At 68.9% G+C, this 21,092-nt stretch carries 12 protein-coding genes; 9 read left to right on the forward strand and 3 right to left on the reverse strand.

What is annotated here, in order from left to right:
• The first annotated feature begins 314 nt into the window (after positions 1 to 314).
• The 4 genes from QH276_RS18870 to QH276_RS18885 all read left to right on the forward strand — a co-directional run bounded on the left by QH276_RS18870 (position 315) and on the right by QH276_RS18885 (position 7,957).
• A complete protein-coding gene (locus QH276_RS18870) occupies positions 315 to 3,347 on the forward strand; it encodes a PrgI family protein (protein ID WP_082393304.1) in 3,033 nt (1,010 codons plus the stop codon).
• A 12-nt stretch (positions 3,348 to 3,359) separates the two neighbouring features.
• Positions 3,360 to 5,876 (forward strand): type IV secretory system conjugative DNA transfer family protein, encoded by a 2,517-nt coding sequence (locus tag QH276_RS18875; RefSeq protein ID WP_082393322.1) that lies wholly within the window; start codon positions 3,360 to 3,362, stop codon positions 5,874 to 5,876.
• Between the two features lie 186 nt (positions 5,877 to 6,062).
• The gene (locus tag QH276_RS18880; protein WP_197986985.1) at positions 6,063 to 6,944 is read left to right on the forward strand and encodes a replication-relaxation family protein; all 882 of its coding nucleotides are present in this window, start codon (positions 6,063 to 6,065) and stop codon (positions 6,942 to 6,944) included.
• Positions 6,944 to 7,957, forward strand: a complete 1,014-nt coding sequence (locus QH276_RS18885; protein ID WP_051047220.1) for a C40 family peptidase — start codon at positions 6,944 to 6,946, stop codon at positions 7,955 to 7,957. The genes QH276_RS18880 and QH276_RS18885 overlap by 1 nt, the downstream gene beginning before the upstream one ends.
• 505 nt (positions 7,958 to 8,462) lie before the next feature.
• On the opposite strand, the gene QH276_RS18890 is transcribed toward QH276_RS18885, so the two are convergent.
• A complete protein-coding gene (locus QH276_RS18890; protein WP_043736124.1) occupies positions 8,463 to 8,855 on the reverse strand; it encodes a hypothetical protein in 393 nt (130 codons plus the stop codon).
• Positions 8,856 to 9,401: 546 nt separating this feature from the next.
• Here QH276_RS18890 and QH276_RS18895 point away from each other — a divergent pair.
• Positions 9,402 to 10,070 carry a hypothetical protein gene (locus tag QH276_RS18895; protein WP_051047221.1) on the forward strand — a complete coding sequence of 223 codons (669 nt, stop codon included), beginning with the start codon at positions 9,402 to 9,404 and terminating at the stop codon, positions 10,068 to 10,070.
• A gap of 523 nt (positions 10,071 to 10,593) precedes the next feature.
• Positions 10,594 to 11,949: a cutinase family protein gene (locus QH276_RS18900; protein WP_043736125.1), complete on the forward strand. Its 1,356-nt coding sequence runs from the start codon at positions 10,594 to 10,596 to the stop codon at positions 11,947 to 11,949.
• A 148-nt stretch (positions 11,950 to 12,097) separates the two neighbouring features.
• Here the strand turns inward: QH276_RS18900 and eccE are convergent, their stop codons facing one another.
• The gene (gene eccE, locus QH276_RS18905; RefSeq protein WP_280397259.1) at positions 12,098 to 13,789 is read right to left on the reverse strand and encodes a type VII secretion protein EccE; all 1,692 of its coding nucleotides are present in this window, start codon (positions 13,787 to 13,789) and stop codon (positions 12,098 to 12,100) included.
• A gap of 237 nt (positions 13,790 to 14,026) precedes the next feature.
• Between eccE and eccB the strand changes: the two genes are divergently transcribed.
• Complete coding sequence (gene eccB / locus QH276_RS18910; RefSeq protein WP_280397258.1) at positions 14,027 to 15,529, forward strand: type VII secretion protein EccB; 1,503 nt, start codon at positions 14,027 to 14,029, stop codon at positions 15,527 to 15,529.
• Positions 15,530 to 16,063: 534 nt separating this feature from the next.
• Here the strand turns inward: eccB and eccA are convergent.
• Positions 16,064 to 17,902 carry a type VII secretion AAA-ATPase EccA gene (gene eccA, locus QH276_RS18915; protein ID WP_280397257.1) on the reverse strand — a complete coding sequence of 613 codons (1,839 nt, stop codon included), beginning with the start codon at positions 17,900 to 17,902 and terminating at the stop codon, positions 16,064 to 16,066.
• 279 nt (positions 17,903 to 18,181) lie between these two features.
• Between eccA and eccD the strand changes: the two genes are divergently transcribed.
• Both eccD and mycP read left to right on the forward strand, forming a co-directional pair.
• Entirely contained in the window at positions 18,182 to 19,672 is a 1,491-nt protein-coding gene (eccD, locus tag QH276_RS18920) for a type VII secretion integral membrane protein EccD (protein ID WP_280397256.1), read from the forward strand.
• Complete coding sequence (gene mycP, locus QH276_RS18925) at positions 19,669 to 21,078, forward strand: type VII secretion-associated serine protease mycosin (protein ID WP_280397255.1); 1,410 nt, start codon at positions 19,669 to 19,671, stop codon at positions 21,076 to 21,078. Before eccD ends, mycP begins: the two co-directional genes overlap by 4 nt.
• The last annotated feature ends 14 nt before the right edge of the window (positions 21,079 to 21,092 follow it).

A 21,092-nucleotide genomic window follows, 5' to 3' on the forward strand; every position in this document is an offset into this window, starting at 1 on the left:
CCCGCCCCGGCCGGGCCTCCCGCAGCGCGGGCCCGGGCGTGGGCGGCGCCGCCGCCGCGTCCTGGGCTGGGCACGCAGTTGGCGTTCGAGTTCTACCCGCCCGATCCGTATGCGGGAAACCGGCCGCGGCGCAGCGGCCAGTACCGGCTGCCGTTCCCGGTGACCCGGGTCCGGCCCGCCGAGCGAGCGAGCACGCCGCCACCGGTTCCGCCGCCACGTCCCTCGACACCGGCAGGTCGTCAGCTGCATCTGCCGCTGCCCGATCTCCCTGTCCGCCGGCGCGCACGCCGCACTCCCCGAGGAGGAAACCCCAGATGAGCACGCCCGTTCGTATTCCTGCCGATGTCGACCGGCAAGACCGGTTGATCGGCCCATTCACCGCCCGCCAGCTCGCAGTCCTCGCGGTCACCGCGCTACTGCTGTATCTCGCGTGGACCGCAACTCGTGAAGTGATCGCCCCCGCAGCGTTCTTGGCCGGAGCCGTCCCGCTGGGCACCGCGGTCGCGGTGCTGATCTTGACCACCCGCGACGGCCTGTCGGGCGACCGGTTGCTGCTGGCCGCCGTACGGCAACGTCTGCGGCCTTCTCGCCTGGTAGCCGCGCCCGAAGGGATCGCTACGGCACCACGGTGGCTCACCCGCGCTGCGGGTCGAGGGAAGAAGCCGCTGGTGCCGCAGCCTTTGTCGGCCAAAGCATTACAGCTACCCGAGGCGGTCACCAGCGCCAACGGGGTCGGGGTGGTCGATCTGGGCCCGGACGGGCTGGCTGTGGTCGCAGCGGCCGGGACGGTCAACCTCGCCCTGCGCACTCCCGAGGAGCAGGATGCCCTGGTCTCACAGCTCGGGGGCTGGCTGCACACGCTGCGCCAACCGGTGCAGATCCTGTTGCGGTCGACGCGCCTGGATCTGACCGGCCAGCTGCAGAGTCTGTGGCGTTCGGTCGGTGAGATGTCACCGGAGCTGGCCGCTGCCGCGCACGGTCACGCCGACCACCTGGCCGGACTCGCGGCCGGGGAGGACCTGATGCACCGGCAAGTACTGCTGGTCTGGCGTGAACCCCTCGACCTCCCGGCGACGAGCGACAGGCTGGGTGGACCGACGCCGGCGGCGATGCTGGGCTGGCTGGTCGCGGGGCGTCGGCGTGCTCGACGGGAATTGTCGGCCGCGGCACGGCGCGCCGCGGAGGCCCGGCTACTGCGGCGGGTGCATGAGGCCGCCGACCTCCTCGCCCCGATGGGTGTCACCGTGACACCGCTCGATGACGCGCAGGCCACCGCCGTGGTAACCGGCGCCTGCAACCCCGGCAGTCTCGTTCCCTCCTCCGCAGACATCGCCGGCCCCCACACCGTCATCACCACCGACGGCCCGGACACCGAGACCTCCACCGATATCGAACTGGCCGACGATATCGACGCACACCCGCATCGGCGAGGATCCCTGCGTCGCCGACGTCGCCAGATCGCCGGTGCCGCAGCTGGATTCGGGCCGGATTCGCTGGCGATCGGGACACGGCACCTCGAAGTAGGGACAGGATGGGTGGCGACGCTCGCCGTCACCGGGTATCCGCGTGAGGTCACCGCCGGCTGGCTGGCTCCGCTGCTGTCGCACCCCGGCCGCCTCGACGTTGCCCTGCATATCGATCCGGTCGACCCGGTCACCGCCGCCTCCCGGCTGCGGCGCCAGCTCGCCCGGCTGGAGTCGACCCGATTTCACGATGCCAGCTACGGCCGCCGCACCGATCCCCTGGTGGAGGTCGCGGCCGAGGATGCCGCAGAACTGTCCTCCCGGGTGGCACGCGCCGAAGCTCGACTGTTCCGAATCGGCCTGTATCTGACCGTGCACGCCCGCTCGGAAGCCGAGCTGGCCGACGAGGTCGCCGCCGTCCGCGCCCTGGCAGCCAGTCTGCTCGTCGACACCTGCCATCTGTCCTACCGCACCACCCAGGGCTGGGTTTCCACGCTTCCGCTGGGTCTGGATCTGGTGAAGGTGCGCCGCACCTTCGACACCAATGCCCTTGCGGCGGCGTTCCCGTTCTCCAGTCCGCAACTGCCTGTTGGTGATCCGGCCCGCGCGGCATCGCCAGAAGGGGTGCTCTACGGGCGAGACGCCGCATCCGGGCTGGTGTTCGTCGACCGGTTCGGTCCCGAGGCGCACAACCATAACGCCGTCGTGCTCGGCCGTTCCGGCGCCGGTAAGAGTTACCTGGTCAAGACCGATATTCTGCGGTCGCTGTATCGCGGGATCGAACAGGTGATCATCGACCCCGAAGACGAGTATCGCGCGTTGACCGAGGCGGTCGGCGGCACCTATATCCACCTCGGCGCCCCCGGGATCCGGCTCAATCCCTTCGATTTGGAGGTCCATACCCGCCCCGACGGCCGCCGCACCGCACCGTCGGATGCACTGAATCGACGGAAACTATTCTGTCACACCGTGATCCGGGTCCTGCTCGGTGACCAGACGGCTGCGCAGCGTGCCACGCTCGACACCGCTGTGACCGCCACCTACGCGAGTGCGGGGATCACCGAGGACCCCGCGACGTGGACCAGGCCCGCCCCGACCCTGGGTGTCCTGTGTGAGCAGTTGGCCGCGCTCGGTTCGGCCGTGGCTGATGACCTTGCCGCGTCGTTGGCTCCGTTCGTCGGCGAGGGCGCGTTCGCGGGCCTGCTCGATGGGCCGACGACGGTCAGCCCGGATGCGGCGATGGTCGCCTACTCGTTGCGGGAGCTGCCCGATGAGTTGAAGACGATCGGGACGCTGCTCGTGTTGGATGCCACCTGGCGGCGAGTCGCCAACCCGGCGAATCGTCGGCCGCGGATGGTGACCGTGGACGAGGCGTGGCTGATCATGCGCCAGACCGCCGGTGCGGAGTTCTTGTTCCGGGCCGCGAAGTCGTTCCGCAAGTACTGGGCCGGCCTCACGGTCGCCACCCAGGACTGTGCGGATGTGCTGGGCACCGAACTCGGTAAGGCGATCGTGTCCAATGCGGCCACCCAGATCCTGCTGCATCAAGCGCCGCAGGCGATCGACGAGGTCGCGACCGCGTTCAAGCTCTCGGACGGAGAACGACAGTTCTTGTTGTCGGCGGCCCGCGGGCAAGGGCTGATCGCTCTCGACGGCACTGACAGAGCCGTGTTCGCCTCGATGGCCTCCGTCGAGGAGCACGCGCTGGTCACCACCGATCCCAGCGAACTCGCCGACACCGCAGATGCCGAGGAGTCAGGTCTCGACATCACCGAACCCGCCCCGTTCACTCCGATTGTCACCGACGACAACGCCGATGTCGACACCGGACTGGCGGATGAGGACGGCGACGGGGACGTCTACGTCGATGTGCAGGCGGCATAGGCCATGTCCCTCATGCTGTTTGCGGCGGACCACGGCATCGTGGGCGAGCTGCTGCTCGACCCCGCCGCAGCGATGCGCGAACTCGCCGACACCGCTTTACGGGTGGTGACCGGTCCGGCGGCGGTGATCGCTGTGGGGCTGATGGTGGGCGTGCTCGCCGCGGCGAGGGTTGCCGAGCGACTGCGCCGGCACCGGCTGGCCACCGACGCCCGCCAGGTCACCGTCCTCACGCCTCCCAAGGTCGATCCGAAGGGGGCGGAGGCACTGTGGGCGCATCTGACCGGGCAGCTGCGCCCGTCCTGGCGGCGGATGCTGTTCGGGCAACCGCATCTGGGGTTCGAGTACAGCATCACCCCCGAGCACGGGGTGGCGATTCGGCTCTGGGTACCCGGCCGGATTCCGCCAGGGTTGGTCGAGCGGGCGGTGGCCTCCGCGTGGCCGGGCGCGCACACCCGCACCGCCCATACGGTCTCCCCGCCGCTCACACCTCCTGGGCTTGAGGATCGTCGGCTGCTGTCCGGAGGTGAGCTGCGGCTCGGGCGCCGGGAAGCACTGCCGATCCGCACCGACTACGGCGGCGCGGACCTGGTTCGTGATCTCATCTCCGCCGCCGATGATCTGGGCCCCGGGCAGGCCGCCTGCGTGCAGGTACTGGCGCGACCGGTCACCGGCCGCCGCGTGCGGCGCGGCACCCGAACCGGGACCGGTGCGGCATGGCCTATCCCGCTGCTGCGGGAGGTGCTCGATCTGCTCACCCCGGGCCCGGTCCGCCGCGCTGGCCGCGTCCGTGCCGCGGCGGCGGCCCAGTCGAGTGATCGGCAGGCCGCGATGCGCGAGACGACCGAGCAGCGGGCCGCCGCCGGTAAAGCCCGTGGTGCGCACTGGGAGACCGTCATCCGCTATGCCGTGTCGGTGCCCGATACCGGTGACCGGGTCGCGGCGCGGGCCGTTGCGCGGGGTCGGGCGGATGCGCTGGCGGTGGTGTTCGGGTCCTGCACCGATCACAACTACTACCGGCACCGCCGCACGCGGCGGCTCGGCTCGGCGCTCTCGCAGCGGCGGCTGGGCCGCGGTGATCTGTTGTCGGTGCCGGAGCTGGCCGCACTCGCCCATCTTCCGCATGATCCGGCCATTCCTGGTGTGCAGCGGGCCGGAGCCCGCGCCATCGCACCGACCCCGGAAATCCCTGCGGCGGGACCGTATTCGAAACCCCTGGGCGTTGCCGACAGTCCCGGTGGACGCTCGGTGGCGGTGCGCGTCGCCGACGCCCGCCACCACCTGCACGTCCTGGGCCCAACCGGCGTCGGGAAGTCAACACTGCTGGGGCGGCTGATCCTCGAGGAGGCTGATCAGGACCGCGGCGTGGTCGTCGTCGATCCCAAAGGCGACCTCATCACCGACATCCTCGCCCGGTTGCCCCGGCGTTGCGCCGACCGAGTCGTCTTGTTCGACGCCGACTCCCGCAGCCGCCCGCCTTGCCTCAACCCGCTCGACACCCCCGCCGACCGAGCGGGGACCGACCGCGCGGTCGACAACCTGGCCACCATCTTCCACCGCACCTTCGCCCAATGGTGGGGCCCGCGCACGGACGACGTCCTGCGAGCAAGCCTGCTCACCCTGTGCCGCCAACCCGGCGTCGCCACCCTCACCGATCTACCGCGCTTGTTGACCGAGCCCGCGTTCCGCACCCGGGTCACCCGCGCCACCACCGACCCCGTCCTGCGTGGATTCTGGTCCTCGTATGAGGAATTGACCGACTCCGCACGCAACCAGGTCATCGGACCGTTGTTGAACAAGTTGCGGCACTTTCTGTTCCGGCAATTCGTACGCGACGCACTCGCCGCCGGACCCTCCACCGTCGATCTCGGTGACGTGCTCGACCACGGCGGCATCTGCCTGGCCCGGATACCCAAAGGCTCTCTCGGCGAGAACACCAGCCGCCTGATGGGATCGCTGCTCGTAGCGCGCACCTGGCAGGCCACCACCGCCCGCGTCGGCACCCACCCCGACCAGCGCCCCGACGCCACCCTGGCCCTCGACGAAGCCCACAACTTCCTCAACCTCGCCACCCCACTCGAGGACATGCTCGCCGAGGCCCGCGGCCTGCGCCTGTCTCTGGTCATCGCGCACCAAAACCTCGGACAGCTGCCGACAGACATGCGGGCGGCGGTGTCGGCCAATGCACGCAACAAGGTCATCTTCACCGCGTCCCCCGAAGATGCCCGAGACCTGGCTCGCCACACGACTCCCTGGTTGTCCGAGCACGACCTGACCCACCTCGACGCCTTCCACGCCGCCGCCCGGGTCTTGGTCCGCGGCCAGCAGGCGCCACCGTTCACCCTCACCACCCAACCCCTGCCACCAGCCGTGCCGGGGCGCGCCCGCGAGATACGCGCCGCTGCCCGTGCTCGCCTCGCCGCACCGCTTCCAACCACGGAGCCGGCAGAACCCGACACCGACGAACCGGGGCCGGATCTCACAAAATCTGCTGCTCCACCGGTCGGTGGCGGCGATCCCCGCCTGTCCTGACCCAGTGAGTCCACACGGATTCACCTGTCTAGCAAGGTAATTCAACTCTCGGAGGTTGCTGCGATGATCAATCACCCGGATAGGCAGAGGGATCTGCGAGCACCCCGACCAACCCGGGCACCGTCGGCGATCGGCCACGCCGGTCTGGCTGTGCGGCTCACCGGCAGGGATCGGTGGATTCTGCGGATGCTGCTCGAGCATCGCGTCCTGACTACCACCCAGCTCGCCGAGTTGGCCTTCCCCACCATCATCAAAGCCCGTCGCCGCCTCACCCTGTTGCACAGGTATCGGGTCGTCGACCGGTTCCGGCCCCTCCGTGCGCGAGGCACCGCCCCGGGGCACTGGGTCCTGGCTCCCGCCGGCGCCGCGGTGGTCGCCGCCGAAGCCGGTATCGAGGTCCGTGAGCTGCGTTACCGCCACGAGCGCGCCCTCGCTATCGCCCACAGCCTGCACCTCGCACACACCGTCGGCGTCAACCAATGGTTCACCGCCCTCGTCACAACTCCCGGCCACGGGCGGGTGCTGGCGTGGTGGTCGGAAGGCCGCAGCCGAGGGCTCTGGGGTGATCTCGTCCGCCCCGACGCCTACGGCCGCTACACCCACACCGGGGCGACCCTGGACTTCTTCCTCGAATTCGACCTCGGCACCATCACCCTCTCCTCGGTGGCCGGCAAGCTCGCCGGCTACGCCGAACTCGCCCGCTCCACGGGCATCGTCACTCCCGTTCTGCTGTGGGTGCCGACCACCGGACGCGAAACCACCGCCCGCCGTGCCCTCCTCGAGACGTGGCAAACGCTGCCCGACCCCGGCGCGGTGCCGGTCGCAACCGCCGCTGCCGATCTTCTCGATCCCACCGCAGAACATCCGAGCCCCGCCGACCGTGTCTGGCTGTCCCTCGATGGTCACGGCGGCGAACGACTGGCGCTGCACCAGCTCCCCGCCTCGTGGCCGCATCTCACCCCGCCCCCGGCGAGCATCCCGCAGTACTCCGCGCCGACCACGACCAGTGGGCCGGCGGTCCTCGACCCGCCGTCACCGATGCCGCCCTGCGAGACCGGAGGTTCGTGATGTTCGCCAAAGCACTCGGTGTCGGTTCGGCCGCGGTCGTGTTCTGCACGGTCGTGATCGCCGCGGTCGTCGCCACCGTCGCCGTCTACGACCATGCTCCCACCCCGGCTCCGGCACCGGGCGCGGCCACTGCGCCGAGTACCGAGGCCCTGACCGATATCCCGCCGGAGATGCTGGTGCTGTATCAGCAAGGCGCCGGCTCGTGTCCGGGCTTGGATTGGTCGGTACTCGCCGCGATCGGCAAGATCGAAACCGACCACGGCCGCTCCACTTTGCCCGGCGTCGCCGCCGGGGAGAACTTCGCCGGAGCCGGTGGACCGATGCAGTTCCTGGCCCCCACCTTCGACTCCGTCGTCGCCCGGCATCCGCTGCCCGCTGGCGGGGCGACACCTCCGTCGCGATACAACCCGCACGACGCCGTCCACGCAGCCGCCCATTACCTGTGTGATTCCGGCGCGCCGGGCGATCTCTACGCGGCGATCTTCGCCTATAACCACGCCGACTGGTACGTCCGCGACGTTCTCGCCCAGGCCGACCGCTACTCCACGCACGCCACCGCACCACCGCCCGGCAGCGGTGACTGCGCCGACCTACGGGCCGCGAGTCCCGCTGCCGCGACAGCGATCTCGTTCGCCTGCCAGCAACTCGGGCAACCCTACGTCTGGGGCGGCAACGGCCCCGAGGTCTCCGGCGGCTGGGATTGCTCCGGCCTCACCCAAGCCGCCTACGCCCGCGCCGGCATCGCCATCCCACGCACCACCTACGACCAAGTCCACACCGGGCCCTCTATCCCCGAGGACCAACTCCTGCCCGGTGATCTCCTCTTCTACGGCACCGACGCCGACGTGCACCACGTCAGCATCTACCTGGGCGCCGGGAAGATGCTGCACGCGCCGACCTTCAACGAGCCTGTTCAAATCTCGGAATACCGCTGGCGCGGCGATGACTACTACAAGGCCACTCGCCCCGCCGACCTCGCGCCGCCCGCTGCCGGTCCGGCACCGCAGCTCTAGACCGATCGGTCCGAGAGCGAGCCGTCACATCTCGACAGGAGGCTTCCCCATGACTCTACCGGCCACCGTCACCGCGCTGGCGGACTTCGCCCACATCCCGCCCGGCGGCACCGAACTCGTGCACCACATCGACGAAGTCGAGATCCCCATCGCCGACCCCCGCCGATGCCAGCACCAAGACACCATCTGCGCCGAATGCGCCCCCCCCTGTGGAAATCCCAGCACCTGTTCGCCGAACCCCTTCCCTGGGATCACGAACATCCCGACAATCCCAGAACCTGAAAACGGTGCCCGCGAAGACGTTCATCCGGACGAGGGCCAACCACTGGATGCTGCGGCAACGGCATATAGGCCCGGCACACCCAACCGCCATGCAGAGCACCGAGCATCGCGGCACAGAAGGGGCGATATCCACCGCTCGCGCCGGGCGCATATGCATGCCGCGACGCACGTGACCCGCGCGGCCCACGCGAGGGAAGCGAGCCGCGCGGGTCACGTCTGCGGGCTACTCGTTTCGGTTACCACCGACGGCGTTGGCAGCGGCGGAAGGATTGGTGAAGATGCGGCCGTCGGGCAGCATCAAGCCACCGCAGCCCGTGATCACCGCCGTGACCTCGCTGTCGGGACTGGCCAATCGATCGCCGACACGCACGTGTCCCGCGTCGAGCAGATCGCGGACGGTCACCCGGGCCACACGCTCGAACGGGAACGGCTCGTCGAATTCATAATCCAGCTGCCACGACGGCGCACACTCGGTGCAGATTCTGCCCTCGCTATGGATGCAATCATCCACACAAGTCACCTGGAAAGTAACTTCCCGGATGCGGTGGACGCATTCACTGGTGCCGATGACGGTGTAGGACTCGTCCAATCTTGCAGTGAGAACGGTGTTATCCATGAGAAGTCTCCAAACTGTTCCGAAAAGTTGTGCGTAGCGAGTGATTTCACGAGGGCCCCTCCGCCGACATCGCGCACATGATCTGCGCTGCCCACGCCGGGGCCAGTCAGCTTCGCCAGGAACGGTCGTTCCCGAGCCCGACTTGAGAAGATGCTGCGACTCAGCTGGTTTCGCGATTGTCGTGGTCAGTGGGCATGCGGCTTCTCCGGAGTTCGATCGAGGGAATCGTGATTGGCGACCCGGCCGGGGTGGTCACCCATTCATCGGCAGGATTGCCGAACCACGGGTTTCCACGACCATCGACGCTCGATAGACCCGGGTTTGTCAAGACCACACCGAAACGGAATCAATTCCCATGCAGACAGTCACGGCCATTTCAGTGACATACCGCCGATATGACCGCTTCGTTCCCGATTCCGCTTGACAATTCACCCCGTATCGAGCGTCCATGGAGACCGGCGCCCCACGAATCCGAATTCCCGGGGTGCCGTCCCGGCCGGGACATGACGAAACACACCACCAGCCACCATTTCCCAGGAGAATGTCATGTCCACCACGACAGAATCTGCCCGCACCGCCGTCGAAGACGCCCTGTGGGCGGTCATCAGCGCTGACCCCAAACCCGCCGCCGAACTGGCGACCGCCGCAGGAATCAGTCAGTCGAAGACCCGCAAGCTCCTCAACATGTGGGCCGCCGACGGCAGCATCTCCCGCCACACCGACGAGACCAACCCCCACGCCGCCGCCCGCTGGAGCATCGCGCCCACCACCGAACCCGACACCGACACCTCCGGCGACGGCGAAGCCCCTGACGATGCTGAAACTCAGCCCCGCACACCGGAGACCGACGCCTCGCATCTCGATGACTCCACCCCGCCCCCGCCGAACATCGACGAAATCGTTGACAACGCCACAACTTCGGACGAACCGGCCACCGACACCGACACCGATGATGCGGGACCAGCCGGTCATACCGGCGAAGGGTCGCCGCATCCGGACAAACTCGCTCCCGGTGCACTGCGGGGGCTGGTCGAGGATCACCTGCGTGACCACCCGGGCCAGGAGTTCACCCCGCACCAGATCGGCAAGGCGCTCGGTGGTCGGTCCTCGGGCGCAGTCCACAATGCCCTCGTACGGCTCACCGACTCCGGGGTCGCGGAGATGACCACCACGCGCCCCAAGAAGTTCGCACTCGCACCGTCCTCCCAGTCCTGAACCGAACCACCCGGACCCGGCGGGAGTAGAGCGGCCACCCTGTCAAAGGGCAACCGCCCTACTCCCGCTCTCGCCATTTCCAGGACGTACGCCCGTCGATGCCCGCCCAGCCGTCGCGAACGCGCGTCCCCGATCCCCATCGCCCCGTCTCCTGTGGCGCGCGAACGACAACCGCCTGGCGCAGATTCGGTGGGTTCTGCGCGCCGACCCTGACCATCCTGATTCGCCGGGCAACGCATCCGAACACCCCTTTGAGTCGCATACCCACCGTCAGACCCGCTGAAGGGCGTCTTCCGTTCGCCCCGTCCGTTCCTCTCGATGGCTTTGCTGACCCGTTGTGTCCAAAAGACCCCTGAAATCCCGGAGTTCCCAGTGCGGCGAGAGAACTCACCCGCACGACCGAATACGACGTCCCTGGGAGCCCCATATGTTCAATCTCCGACTCACACCGTGGCGTGCGCCCGCCCGCCGCAACCGTGCAACAGCCCCTCGGTTCGCCGCGCGTGCGGTAGCGGCTGCGGCTGTGGTGGTTGTCGGCGCCACCGCCGTCACCACCGTCGCGACCGGAGTTGCCACCGCAGAACCTGGCAGCGCGGCATGCCCCCGATGGACGGCGGTCCTGGTGCCCGGCACCGGCGAAACCAATCCGGGCGCTGACCCCACCCGATCGGTGGGCATGCTGGCACCGATCGGTGACGGGCTGCGCGCCCGCTACGGCAACGACATCGACGTACGGTCCCTGGCCTATGCCGCTGCCCCCGCCCCGTACCAGCAGTCGGAATCCGGTGGAGTACAAGCTCTGTCCGGGCTGCTGGCGGGGCTGTGTCCGACCACTCAGGTCGTCATGGCCGGGTACTCACAGGGTGCCGATGTCGTCGGCGACGTCACCTCCACCATCGGCCGCAGCCAAGATCCGATTCCGGCCTCGCGAGTGCTCGCCGTTGGTTTGTTGTCCGACCCGAACCGTGACCCGAGCACACCGCAGCTCGGACAACCGGTCGACGGGCAAGGGATCGCCGGCCCCCGCGACAACTTCGGCAGCCTCGCCAACCGAGTACGCACCGTCTGCGCCGCCGGCGACCTCTACTGCGCCACCTCGCCGGAAGAATCGCCCGGACTTGCCGCTGTCGGCCGCGCGTTCACCGGCAACTCCTCCCTCCTCGACGACACCACCACCACTTCGTCTTCGACCGGTGTGCTCGATCCCTCCTCGGTGACACGGCAGGTCATCCTCGTGCTCGGCGGTCTCGCCGAGTTCGCCGCGAACTTGCCCGCTATCGGCGACAACGTGCTGCGCCTGCCGCCCACCGTGCTGGCCGGAGACATCGGCGGCACCCACCGCATCAGCGGCGAACTCAACAACCTGTTCAGCCCGCTGGTTCGCATCGCCGACCAGGTCGACCTACGCCTCGTCGCACGTGCACTCTCGATGGCCGCAGCCGCCGACCCCAGCGGCTGGACCGCCGTAGCCGCCCAAGTCGTCGGCATCATCGGCCGAGTCGACCTCGGCCGCGTCGCCACCGACATCGGTCTCGCCCAAGAAGTCGCCTGGCGCGCCGTCGACAAACTCGCCCTCGGCGATCCCGTCGGCGCCGGCCTCGAACTGACCGGACTCGTCCCGGTAGCCGCCGACCTCGCCGCCACCGCGGCCTCGGCGCTCGTCGGAGACGGAGCCAGCCAGCTCACCGGTCTGGTCGCCGACCTCACCGCCCGCACCGACCCCGCGACCAGCGCTGCCCTGTCCGACATGGCCGACCTTGTCCGCCAAGGCAGCGACGCGGCCGAGTTCTACACCTCGGGAGTACACCAAACCGGTTACGGCCCCGGCGTCCAGGACGTTCTCGACTCGCTCGCCAGCAGCATCGACAACAGCAAGTGAACCTATGAATCCGGCCGGACCCTCACAGGGCGGCCAGCTTGGGGGCGGCGCCGCGCTCTGTCTGTCCTGCCGCCCCCCCCCCTCCTGTGGCCGGGTGGGCGCGCCCCCCCCCCCCCCCCCCCCCCCCGTTTCGTATGCCGGACCGGGGTCAGCGGGCGGCCAGTGATTCCCCGATGTAGTGCATTTCTTCCCGGGTGGTCACCATGTTCACCGTGGTGGTCACCGCGGGCGTGCGTACCGTGATGCGGTTGGGGGTCGCCGGATCCTGGACCAGCGATACGTCCGCGTCGATCGAGCCCGCGGGTTCGTTCGGTTGCCGCACGTGCACGATGGTCGCGCCACCGGCATGGGAAACCGGTGGGATACCGTCGAATACCAGCAGCGTGGTGCTCGGATAGGGCGCTGTCGGCAGCGGGGGCGGTCCGGGCGGGTGATAGCTGGCGCCCGCGGCGCGGGGCGCGATGGTGAGCAACTGCGGGGTGTCGAGGTTGCGCACCATGGTCTGCCACGCCTCCGGGCGCGCGGTGTGCACGATGGCGTGCGCGCCGAGCGCGGTCGCCCGCAGGATCACCTGCTGCGCCAGGTCCAGGGTGCCGATCACCTCGAGCTGGCGGGTGCCCTCGCCGATCAGCGGTACCGCGATGCCCTGCCCCAGATCGTCGGCGCCGATGAGTTGCCCGCAGCCGGCGGTGGGCACGGTGAATTCGCTCAGCGCGGCCAGGGTTCCGCGGTAGGCCACATCACGACCCCAGCTCCCGGTGTAGCCGACCGGCAGCGTATCGAGCAGGATCCGCAGCTGGTTTCCATACAGTTCGCGCAGGCCGTCGAGCGGCGGCCGTTCCGGCGGTTCCACCGTGTCGAACCGGACAACGGCGTTCAGCACCACGGTATCGGCGAGTTCGGTATGTGGGTCGTTGCGGTTGATGCCGGGCCGCAGCCGCAGCGTCACGGTGGTCGACAGGCTGGGTACGGCCCAGATATCGGCCAGCCCGCGCGGGCCCACCATATCGGCACTGATCTGATACTGCGCCAGGTAACGCCCTTGGGATTCCAGCCATTTCGGCTCTTCGGTGATCATGTTCACCGCGAAGCCGTGGGTGAGCTCGCGGACCGCGGTGTTCAGTTCCGTCGCGGTCAGCACGGACGCGGCGATATCGTGCGCGGCCAGCCGGTTCGCGACCCGGCGGGTCGCGATGATGGCCGCGCGTAACGCGCCGGTGCCACCGCCACCGCGATTGTCCACGGCCTCGGCATTGGCCAGCGGGTCCAGCCGCAGTACCAGCCAGCAGGTGCGGTGTGCGATCGCCGGTAGCGGGCCCAGGATCCGGTCGTAGAGATGGGCGGCGACCCCGGTGCCGGCGGTGCGGGCACCGGTGCTCACCACATCGATACTGGCCAGGGTCAAATCGAATTGGTCGAGGCAGCGCGCTATCTCGGGCAGGGGCAGGAGTTGCTCGGTGTTCAGCGAGCCGGGCCGCAACAGGGTCAGGGTGTCCGGTGGGGGATCGATACGCAGCATGGTCAGCAGCAGATCCCCGTCCCAGCGCACCCCGTAGCCGCCGCCTTCGGGCAACGGGACATCGAAGGCGGCGGCCTGTTCCAGCCGTTCGGCCGGGATGCGGCCGCGCCGGGCGAGGATCCCGGCGATCCGCGCGACCAGGGTCCGGCCGCCGATGGGTGCGAGCCCGATGAGACCGACCGCGACTCCGGCACCGAGGGAATACCAGACCGAATCGCTGAACGCCAGCACGATCCACGCGACCGCCGCCGCGACCAGAACGCCGGGAACAACTATTCGCAGCGGAAAAATGCGGAACAACCAGAATTCCGGGTCCCGCAAAGTGTCATAGGCCGATCGGCGAATATTTACCGAATTTTGAGAAACCGGTTGGTCCGGAATTACCGGTGCCGGTTCCCCGGTGTTCATCGTGTCGTTCACAGTTGTTTGTTCCTGCCTCGGCTGCATTCGCTTCTCGGTGCGCTGACCGTGATTTCACCGATATGGGCCGACGTAACGGTCGTGAATTACGGTACCGTGTCGGCAGAGATTGCGGTCGACAGCGCGATGGAGTCCCGAGTGCCAGCACAGCTGACTACCCGTGCCCAGGTGAACGGGTACCGTTTCCTGCTACGCCGGCTCGACCACGCGCTGGTCCGCCGTGATGTGCGCATGCTGCACGACCCCATGCGCTCGCAGATCCGGTCGCTGCTGGTGGGTTTGGTGCTCGGCATCCTCGTCACCGCCGGCGCGGCCATCCTGGCGTTCCTGCGCCCACAGGGCGCGATCGGCGACGCCGTGATCGTCTCCGGTAAGGCCAGCGGCGCGCTGTATGTGGTGGTGAAGAAGGAAGACGGCAGCCAAACCCTGCATCCCGTCCTGAATCTGGCGTCGGCACGGTTGATCACCGGCAGCAGTGCCGAACCGCATGCGGTCAAGGACGACAAACTGGGCACCCTGCCGCGTGGTCCCCTGCTCGGTATCCCCGGCGCCCCGGCCGCGCTCCCGGGTTCGGCGCAGGGCGGCGATTCACACTGGTCGCTGTGCGAGAGCATCGAGCTGTCCGCGGGCGGCAGCGCCGCCTCGGCGGTGGGTGCGACCACGACGGTCGTCTCCGGTACGCCCCAGCTCACCGACCGGATCCGCGCCGCCGCGCCCGCCGAGGCCCTGCTGGTGACCCGCGACGACAAAACCTATCTCGTCTACGACGGTAAACGCGCCGAGGTGGACCCGAACGATACCGTGCTCGCCCGTGCTCTCGACCTGCCGGCGCATCGGCCGCGGCCGGTCGGCACCGGATTCCTCGGCGCCACCACACAGGTGCCGCCGCTGAAGGCGCCGGCGATCGACCGGGCGGGGGAGCCCGGCCCGGGACCGCTGGCCGAGGTACCGATCGGCGGGATCATCTCCGTCACCGGGGTCGGCGGCAATTCCGGCCCGGAAATGTATGTCGTTCTCGCCGACGGGGTCCAGCCGATTTCGCCGTTCACCGCGCAGGTGATCCGGTACGCGGATTCGCAGGGGATGAGCGAGGTCGCGGTGATGCCGCCCGATGTGCTGGACGAGGTGCCGGTGGTGCACCGGCTGCCGGTGGCGGAGTTCCCCGTCGAGATCCCGGAGATCGTCGCAGCCGAGGACGGCCCGGTGACCTGTATCGCCTGGGCGAAATCACCGGGGACGGCGCCGGTGGAACAGGGCGCCACCGACGGTCCGGGAGAGCGGGCCTCGGTGGGCCTGCTGATCGGCACTCGGTTGCCGATCGCGGAGTCGGCGAAACCGGTGCGGCTGGCGACCGCGGACAGCAGCGGCGACCGGGTGGACGAGGTGTATGTCGAACCCGCCCACGGTGAATTCGTGCAGATCACCGGTATGGAACCGGGCAGTCCGCGGCGTGGCAGCCTGTTCTACGTCGCCGATAACGGAGTCCGTTACGGCGTCCCCGATCCGGCCACCGCGAATGTGCTCGGCCTGGGCAACACCCCACATCTGGCCCCCTGGGCCATCATCGGCCAGCTCGTCCCCGGCCCCACGCTGGATCCCCGGGAAGCCCTGGTCAGCCACGACTCCCTGACAGAGGGCTGATCGGCCCCACCGGCCGCAATCCCGCACCGCGCGGGCCGGCCGCCGGGAACCGACTTGCGCCGGCGGAAGGCGCCCGAGTCACCCGTGCGGACAGACAAACCCGGCAAGCAATCAGGACGGGGCCTGGATGCCCCTGGATGGACCGACCCGTTCGTCGGTGGCATTCCGGCATCCGGCCATTCGGGCCTGTACAGAAGCAACAGGTCGCCGGGCGACAGATACGGGCCATCCGGTCGCGTCGTAACGCCTGTCTGCTTCAGGGGCCGGGCACCGGCGCCCGGAGACCGGACCGGGCGGGAGACCCGGCTCGGCGAGCCGACCTGCCGCCCAGCGGCAAGCGACCGGCCCTTCCGGCTGCCCGGTGTCAGCCGAACCATCGATGGCCGGCGTCGCGGCCGGGCGGTGGGCCGACCGGTAGCGCGGGATGGCCGGACAACGAAAGTACCGTGAAAGGGGTTGGCCTGTCGCCCTCGTGCGCCGCTGTCCGGAGCTGTCCGCGCAGGCCACCGGGGCCTTGCCCGGTCGTGCGGGTCGCTAGTCGGGGTCGGTCCAGCCGATGTTCAGCGAGGCCAGGATGGTGGCCAAGGCGAGCCGCATATCCGGTTCCTCGATCCGCCGCAGCACCGCCTCGTCGACCTCGGTGAGATCCAGGTTTTCGTCGTTGGCCAGGCGGAACTCGCGTTCTTCCTCGGCCGCCTCGATCACATTGCGGATGAAACGGCCGTTACCCGCGAGGTCCACGCCACGGCGCGGTTGCCCGCTCTGGTCGGTGCTCTCCATGGCGTACAGCCGGTCGCAGGCCCGGATCAGCACCTTCAGCGCTTCCTCCGACAGATCCGAATCGCGTTTCTTCGCGATCACCTCACCGATCTGGCCGAGTTCGGTCGCGTTGTAGGACGGGAACTGCAGGCGTTTGGCGAAACGCGAGGCCAGACCGTCGTTCGCCGCGAGCAACCGGTCGATCTCGCCGTCGTATCCGGCGATGATCACCACCAGGCGGTCGCGATCGTTCTCCATCCGGGCCAGCAGCGTATCCACCGCCTCGCGGCCGAACGCGTCGCCACCGGAGAGGCCGGTCTGGATCAGCGTGTAGGCCTCGTCGATGAACAGCACACCGTCCATGGCGCTGTCGATCAGTTTGTTGGTCTTGATTGCCGTGCTGCCCAGATGTTCGCCGACGAAATCGGCGCGTTTGGCCTCGACCATCTTCTCGGTCTGCAACAGGCCGAGCCCGCAGTAGATCTTGGCGACCACCCGGGCGATGGTGGTCTTACCGGTACCGGGCGGGCCCGTGAAGGCCAGATGCTGGCCGCGCGGCACACTGGCCATCCCCTTCTCGGCGCGGATCTTCGCCAGTTGGGCGGTCGACTGTAGTTTGGCCACCTGGGTTTTCACCGAGGCGAGGCCGATCTGGGAATCGAGTTCGGCGCGCGCCTCGGCGAGCGTTTCCTTCGCCCGGTCCTGAACCTCGGCCCGGTTCATCTGCTCCATCGTCGGCGACGACGCCGGATCCCATTTATCGGTGCGGGCGGCGATGACATCACGGCTGGTGACGGTGATCCGGAAGGTGCGGTCGCGCATGGCCGAGGCGTTGGCCTCGAAATCCGGTGCCTGCGAGTACACCTTCTCGAACAGCCCCTGCGCCTCTTCCTCGTTGCCGATCTCGCGCAGGCACAGGCCGCGGCAGAACATGGCGGTGGAGCGGGCGGCGGGGATCGGCCCCTGTTCGGCGGCCTGCATCCGGCGGATCGATTCGGCGAACAGGCCCAGCTGGGCACAGGCCGTGCCGACCATGACGTGAGCGCCCGCCGCGAGATACGCGTCGTCCCATTCGGCCGAACCGGCCAGTACCGTCATCACATCGGGCCAGCGCTGTGTCGTGTAGTGCAGGACGCCGCGCACATAGGCGGAGATCCGGTCATCGGCAACCCGTTCCGGACTGTTGCGCTGGCCTTTGCGGAACTGGTCGAGCTGGTCGAGGACGCGTTCGCCTTCGTCGTAGTCCTTGTCCGCGATCAGTTGCGCCGCCCAGGCCAGCGCGATCTCGGTGCGGCTGGCGAGCGGGTAGTCGATGTAGAGACCCGGCTGGAAGCGACCGGCGAGTTCGCGCGGCCGCAACCCGACCCGCCGCTGTTCCCGGTACAGCGTGTCGTCGCAGGTCTTGTACAGGTTGAACAAGACGTCCTTGGTGAGCTCGCCGGCGGCCGCCAGCCCCAGCCAGGCATCACACATACCCGGATCCCATTCGGTGGCGCGCTGGAACGCCAGCTTGGCGTACTCGAGGTCGCGGGCGGACTCCTGGCCTTCGATGGACAATCCGAGCGACAGAACCCCGGCGTCGAATGCGCGTTGAGCTTGGCGGTTGCCGGTCATTGCAGGCGCTCCCCGAATTCTTGTATAGGCGTAAAGAGAACGTTTATCTGGATACCAGACTACCGATCGCGCGCGCCTCGGTGCTCCGTTACATTAGGTTCAGTTGCCGGGAGGACGCAACGCCAGACCATCCAGCTGAGAGTGCTCGACAATTGCCGAAGAAGCTGATACCGACCGAGTTCCGTGTCGCGGCGGCGGTCGGCAACGAATTACGGATGGCGGGAATATGAATTGTCGACGGCTGAGGCGTGAATTGTTGATCGGGACGTGGGTGGGGAGATGAGTACAGTGGTCGAAACACCGAGCGGTACCCGCGCGCACGAACCGGAACTGAGCCGGGTTTCGGTCATCGGCGGCAACACCCAGGTGGATGTGGGCCTGCCCGCGACGGTGCCGATCGCGAGCTTCATCGGCGATCTGGTGGCGCTGATCGAATCGCGCAATCCGAATCTGCCGGAGTCCGAGGACGATACGGGCCCGCTCGACGCCCAGCACTGGACCCTGGCCCGGCTGGGGCGCGAGGCGATCGCCCCGAGCCGCACCCTCACCGAAGCCGAGGTCTACGACGGCGAACTGCTGGTATTGCGGTCGGTCGGTGCGAAGGAAGCGCCGGCGCTGTTCGACGACGTGATCGATGCGGTATCGCGGCTCACCGCGGAGGAATTCACCGGCTGGTCCGGTGCGTCGGCGCGCTGGATGGGGCTGGTCGTCTCGGCACTCACGGTCCTCACCACGCTGGCCGTGCTGGTCGTTTCCCGCGGCAGCGGCGAAGATCCGCTGGCGCCCGGCCTGGCGCTGCTCGGTGCCGGTCTGGGTGCGCTGGTCGCGGCCGGAATCACGGCGCGTAAGTACCACGACGAGATCACGGGTTCGTGGTTGTCCGCCGACGGGCTGCTGCTGTTGTTCGGCGGTGCCGCGCTGGTGGTGCCGGGTGCGCTGGGCGCGCCGCATCTGTTGCTGGGGAGTTCGGTGCTGCTGGTGGCGGCGTTAGTGGGCTACCGGGTCACCGGAGTCGGTGCCACGCTGTTCTCCTGTGCCGCGGCCGCCGCGGTGATCGCACTGGTCACCTCCGTGATCTATCTCATCTGGCATCCGGGTCTGCCGAAGGTCGGGGCCGGACTGCTGGTCGCCGGGATCATGATCTTGTCGATGGTGCCGCGCCTGGCCGCGCTGCTGGCCCGGCTGCCGATTCCGCCGGTGCCGACCGCGGGGGCCGCGATCGACCCGGCCGATCACGAACCACGGCCGACGATCGAGGGAATCGGCGCGATCGGCGCCACCGCACTGCCCTCGGCCGCGGGGCTCGGAGAGCGGGCGCGGGCGGCGAACCGGTTCCAGACCGGCCTCATCGCCGCCTGCACCGCGAGCGTGGTGATCGGGGCGTTCGGAGTCGCCGACCCGCTCGGCCCCTACCGGTGGCAGGGCATCACACTCGCGGTGATCACCGCGATCATCCTGTCGCTGCGCGGCCGGTCGTTCGCCGATATCACCCAGGCGGCCATCCTGATCGGCGGTGCCTGCGTCACCTTCGTGGCATTGATCGTCGGATTGGCGTTCGGGGAAGGCGATCTCATCCTGCTCTGCGCGGCGATCCTGCTGGCGTTCACGCTGGGGGTGGTCGGCTTCGGGGTGATCGGCCCGCATATCGAGGTCACCCCGGTGGTGCGGCGCGCGATCGAACTCTTCGAATACGGCCTGATCATGGCGGTGATCCCGCTGGTGCTGTGGATGATGGGTATCTACGGTATGGCCAGGAACTTGAGCCTATGAGTGCTCGTCCGGTGCGCCGGCTGCTGCGCATGGCCTGTGCCCTCACCGTATTCGGTGCGGCGGTGGCACTGCCCGGCTCGTATGCCGCGGCGATTCCGCAGCCCGTGATCGACCCGGGTGCGCTGGGCGCGGCACAGGCCATCAGCGGCCGGCCCGCGCCGCTGGAACCCACCGAGCAGAGCGCGGTCTGCGCCGAACCCCTGCTCACCGGCGCGCCGCCGAGCGCACCGCCGCTCTCCCAGCAAGTGCTGAATCTTCCGGCGGCCTGGCAGTTCAGCCGGGGCGCCGGGCAGAAAGTGGCGGTGATCGATACCGGGGTGAACCGGCATCCCCGGCTACCGAGGCTGCAGCCGGGCGGCGACTACGTCTCCGATACCGACGGCACCGTCGACTGTGACGGGCACGGCACGTTGGTGGCCGGGATCATTGCCGCCCAGCCCAGTCCCGCCGATGCTTTCGTCGGCGTCGCCCCCGACGCGGAGATCCTCAGCATTCGCCAGCTGAGCCTGGCCTACGAGAAGAAGGACAACAACAACCGCGAGGCCCCGGGCCGGATCAGCACCGAAGGCTACGGCACCGTTCTCACCCTCGCGGGCGCCGTGGTCCGCGCCGTGGACATGGGCGCCACGGTGATCAATATCTCCGAGGTCGCCTGCACCCAGGCCGGTCTCGACACCGCCGACGGCGCGCTGGGCGCCGCGGTGAAATACGCCTACGACCGCAACGTCGTGGTGGTGGCCGCCGCCGGGAACCTGCAGAGCGACGGCGCCTGCCAGAACCAGAACACCGGCAACGGCTGGGGTGCGGTGGCCACGGTGGCCAGCCCCGCCTGGTTCTCGCCCTATGTGCTGGCCGTCGGTTCGGTGGACCCGAACGGCCAGGTCTCCGAACTGTCGTTGAACGGGCCGTGGGTGCAGGTCGCCGCCATCGGCCGCAATATCGTGTCGCTGGACAGCAAACCCGGCGGCACCGGGCTGGTCGACGGCGTGCAGACCAGCGAAGGTGTCCGGTCGGTGGAGGGCACCAGTTTCGCCGCGCCCTACGTGGCCGGCCTCGCGGCCCTGGTGCGCTCGCGCTTTCCCCAGCTCACCGCCCAGCAGGTGATGGACCGGATCACCCGCACCGCGCACGGGCCGGGCACCGGCCGGGACGACCGGATCGGCCACGGCCTGATCGATCCGCTGGCCGCGCTCACCGCCGAACTGCCGGTCGAACCGGTCGCGGTGGGTGCCGCCGCCTCCCGGCCCGTCGCCGCACCGGTCCATCCACCCGGGCCCGATCCGCGGCAGCGCGCGATCGCGATCACCGGTGCGGTGCTCTGCCTGTCCGCCTTGGCCATCGGCGCGGCGATCGCGTACCCGTTCCGCCGGCCGGAGCGCCCCCTCGACCTGGAATCGGACCCGTGACCCGGCCCGGTATC

Source organism: Nocardia carnea (assembly GCF_029869215.1).
GTDB classification, from domain to species: Bacteria; Actinomycetota; Actinomycetes; order Mycobacteriales; family Mycobacteriaceae; genus Nocardia; species Nocardia carnea_B.

Coding starts and splice junctions, on each gene's coding strand:
- eccA (WP_280397257.1), bottom strand. CDS start 17,902: ATGACCGGCAACCGCCAAGCTCAACGCGCATTCGACGCCGGGGTTCTG.
- QH276_RS18870 (WP_082393304.1), top strand. CDS start 315: ATGAGCACGCCCGTTCGTATTCCTGCCGATGTCGACCGGCAAGACCGG.
- eccD (WP_280397256.1), top strand. CDS start 18,182: ATGAGTACAGTGGTCGAAACACCGAGCGGTACCCGCGCGCACGAACCG.
- QH276_RS18880 (WP_197986985.1), top strand. CDS start 6,063: ATGCTGCTCGAGCATCGCGTCCTGACTACCACCCAGCTCGCCGAGTTG.
- QH276_RS18890 (WP_043736124.1), bottom strand. CDS start 8,855: ATGGATAACACCGTTCTCACTGCAAGATTGGACGAGTCCTACACCGTC.
- mycP (WP_280397255.1), top strand. CDS start 19,669: ATGAGTGCTCGTCCGGTGCGCCGGCTGCTGCGCATGGCCTGTGCCCTC.
- QH276_RS18895 (WP_051047221.1), top strand. CDS start 9,402: ATGTCCACCACGACAGAATCTGCCCGCACCGCCGTCGAAGACGCCCTG.
- QH276_RS18885 (WP_051047220.1), top strand. CDS start 6,944: ATGTTCGCCAAAGCACTCGGTGTCGGTTCGGCCGCGGTCGTGTTCTGC.
- QH276_RS18875 (WP_082393322.1), top strand. CDS start 3,360: ATGCTGTTTGCGGCGGACCACGGCATCGTGGGCGAGCTGCTGCTCGAC.